The sequence below is a fragment of the Bacteroides sp. CAG:633 genome (assembly GCF_000435115.1).
Classification (GTDB): domain Bacteria; phylum Bacteroidota; class Bacteroidia; order Bacteroidales; family Bacteroidaceae; genus Bacteroides; species Bacteroides ndongoniae.
The window spans coordinates 19545-23121 of sequence record NZ_FR883034.1 but is presented as its reverse complement, the minus strand read 5'-3'; the positions used below and the strand labels follow the sequence as shown (position 1 = coordinate 23121).

The following is a 3577-nucleotide window of genomic DNA, read 5'->3' as shown; positions in this document are numbered from 1 at the left end:
AAAGTTACCTGCCCGCACGGCCTCGTGCGAGATACTACTGTTCGCATTACAATCGTTTTGTGCAAAAACGCTGGTTGCTCCACCCGAAAGGAGCAATACAGCAGCCACAAGCGTCTTAATTTTCATTGTATCAAAATTTTAGTTGTGATATTTTTGTCTATTCTTTAATTCACTTTACGCTTGAAGAACCAACGTTCGTTAAAGGTTACTCCGATGCAAACCCGGAATGTGTTTTCATCCAGCAAGCCGGCATGTTTGCCAGATACTCTGACATACTGACCGGAAATGCTCAAGATCGAACGTGTTCTCGGAATGGGCAATCCGAAACCGGCCGTTACGCCGTACTCATCAGCCGCCCGCTTTCCTTCCATTTTATAATATGGTTGGGAGTAATAGGCTCCCACACGATATTTCACAACCGACAGATAACTTCTGCCCATTGGATTCGGCATGTACTCTGCACCGAGGCTTATGCGGCGACGGTTGCTGAAAGCGTCAGAGTTGTTCATAAACGATGCCTTGCTCCAATTCTGCAACATCACATCGGCTCCCACCGTCAGACGGCCGTCGTACACGTACGTGAATCCGGCACCTAACGTTGTAGGTATGCCACACGTGGCAACCGTATCACGTTGAGATACGGTGTATCCCATCGAACTGTTGCCGGTCGTAGTCTGCGTATAAGCATCGTTGTTCAAGTCGTGACCGGGCGAGAAAACAACACCCAACGTCACCTGATGCTTCTTGCCGAATTGATGCGTATATTGCGCACCCAAATCGAGCTTATAGCTGGTCACCGACACATTTTGTTCGCGTTCGAAAGCGAAAGCCGACGACGTATTGGGATAAGTCACGTTTACAGTATGTGTGATGTCTCCCCAAAGATACGAAATATTCGCACCAATAGAAAAGTTTTTTAATATTTTAAGTCCAGTACCCAGATAAATTTGGTGCAAACCACCGTCACCGGTATAAGAAACCTGTTCCACTTCACGGGTTTCGCCGATGTTGTATCCAACATTGGAGTAAGGAAGCAAACCTAAACTGATGCCCGCCCACTTGGCTGCACGGAACTGCATGGTGATATAGTCGAAACTCGAATTCTTGGCATTTTGCTTCAGCACACCGTTGCTGAAATTGGTATTCTGCAACGAAATACCACCGTCGAATATAAAGGTCAGCGAATCTACGGCGCTATAGGATGCCGGATTGGCGAAGTTGACCTGGGAGTTATCGCGCAAACCGTAGGCAATGCCTCCCATTGCCTTACTGCTTCCCGGACCCTGGTCGGCTAATTGTCCGTATCCATATCTTGTATAAGGAGAATTCGTATTATTCTGAGCGAATGCCACTCCGGATAACAACGTGAGCACGAGCGTCACAAGCGTTTGTCTATATCCTGTCATTATAGTTCAATATTCGGTTTAATCCTTTCAACACTAAAAATTTGTCTGCAAAGATGATATTTTTTAAGTTTGTATCAAAAGAAAATTCATTCCCGCCCGTTAAAAAAACCAAAAGTTCAGGATATTTATGCTTCATCGTTTGAATATAGCCTGAAATCTCATACTCCATTCCTTGCAGAACACCGGAACGGATGGCGGTATCGGTATCCTTGCCCAAAGGCAGCAGACGACCCTCGGCTTGCACCTGGGGCAGGCGGCCGGTAAACTGGTGCAGGGCCTTGAAACGCATCTGCAATCCCGGCGAAATGTTGCCTCCATGATAGCGACCCGAAGCATCGATAAACTCGTATGTAATGCAGGTACCCGCATCTATCACCAGCAGGTCGCGGCTGGGGCAAAGGGCGTTGGCACCTACCACGGCTGCCATACGGTCGTACCCCAGCGTACGGGGCGTCTCGTAAAGGTTCTCGACCGGCAACGGAGTATCGGCCCCCAGATAGAGCAAAGGAACGGGAAGCTCCTTCAAGCGATCCTGCACATCGGCCGTCAGATCGATAACCGTGGCGAGAATGGCCTTTCGGAAAGGATATTTCCGGCAGAAAGCGGGCAAGTGTTCCAGCGTCTCGTTCGAGTCGTGCACCACTTCGAGCAATTCATCTCCGTCGAAAGCCGCCAGTTTGGCGACGGTATTACCGATGTCGATAATCAGATTCATTGAAAACTCTTTTTGTTAAGCGGGCGCAAAGATACGACTGAATTTTGAATTTTCGACACAATATGCGCAAGAAGATGAGTTGACGGGCAGTATTCCCCCTGTTCTGCCCCATAAACAACCCTCCGACAGTACCTTTGAAGCCTCTCGGAAGCGACAAGTACAGTTGCCACATCGATACTAGTCAAGCCGGTTCTTACTCAAAAAGTCAGAGAAAAGCTCCTTTTGCTAACCACAACCTTTATCGGCAACCTGCAAATAGAAGCCGAAACGCATAAAAAGCAGCCTTATAACGTATAAATATGCAGAAAAACACGACAAAAACGCTTCTTTTCGCACTGAACAACGCTTGTGGCAGACAGCAAGATTACTTGTGCTGCACTTCCAGATTGCTTGTGCGGCTCGTCCGGACTGCTTGTGGCGCTCACCGAAACAGCTTTTCACCCCTGCGAACACTGCTTTGGGGAGCCATTTGAATACTTTATTCTTCTATTTCAGATGTAAACATTTCGATACCCCACTATAAATGAAAGGAATACAGAAAACTGCTCGCAAATTTCCGGGCAAACGTCCCAACGTACGGAAATAACGGATTCTCGACGGTTTCCATCGGCAAAATGTCAAAACGTCAAAGCCACAGCCCCAGCCCGGCTTACAACCGTCCGCCGTCCGTAAACGAACAACGGAAGTGTCCGATTCCGAACACCACCGCCCCCACAGACACTTCTGAGCGCTTGGCACGCTCTTTGCTTTACTTTGGCAAGCCACGGTAACTACGGTTACCACGGAAACAGAAAAATTAATAGCCAAACTAAGATGAAGAAGATTTTACTTGCAGCCTGCCTGTGGATGCCCCTGATGCTCCACGCACAGAACGATACACTGACGCACGAACGGGACATCACCCTGAACGAAGCCATCGCCCTGGCACGTATACAGTCGGTAGACGCCGCCGTCGCCCTGAACGAACTGAAGACCGCCTATTGGGAATACCGCACGTTCCGGGCCAACCTGTTGCCCGAAGTCAACTTCACAGGCACGTTGCCCAACTACCGAAAGATATACAACTCGTACCAGAACGCCGACGGTACCTACTCGTACGTACGCGACAACGTGCTGGGGCTTTCGGGCGAAGTGTCCATCGACCAGAACATCTGGCTGACGGGAGGTAAACTCTCGCTCACCTCCTCGCTCGACTATCTGAAGGAGCTGGGCTCGAACGGCAGCAAACAGTTCATGTCCGTCCCCGTCAGTCTGGAACTGACGCAACCCATCTTCGGAGTCAACACCCTGAAGTGGGACCGCCGCATCGAGCCCGTGCGCTACTCCGAAGCCAAAGCCGCCTTTATAAGCGCCACCGAGGAAGTGACGATGAAAGCCATCACCTACTACTTCGAACTGCTGCTGGCCAAAGAGTCGCTCGCCACCGAACGCCAGAACAAGACCAACGCCGACCGCC

General features: G+C 49.8%; 3 protein-coding genes. 1 reads left to right on the top strand and 2 read right to left on the bottom strand.

Features of this window, described 5'->3' with window-relative positions; genetic code table 11:
• Positions 1–164: 164 nt before the first annotated feature.
• Positions 165–1406 carry a hypothetical protein gene (locus tag QVP67_RS04670; protein WP_288179913.1) on the bottom strand — a complete coding sequence of 414 codons (1242 nt, stop codon included), beginning with the start codon at positions 1404–1406 and terminating at the stop codon, positions 165–167.
• Complete coding sequence (locus QVP67_RS04665) at positions 1393–2121, bottom strand: type III pantothenate kinase (protein ID WP_022162398.1); 729 nt, start codon at positions 2119–2121, stop codon at positions 1393–1395. The genes QVP67_RS04670 and QVP67_RS04665 overlap by 14 nt, the downstream gene beginning before the upstream one ends.
• 813 nt (positions 2122–2934) lie before the next feature.
• Between QVP67_RS04665 and QVP67_RS04660 the strand changes: the two genes are divergently transcribed.
• On the top strand, positions 2935–3577 hold a 643-nt coding region (locus QVP67_RS04660; protein WP_288179912.1), incomplete at its 3' end, for a TolC family protein.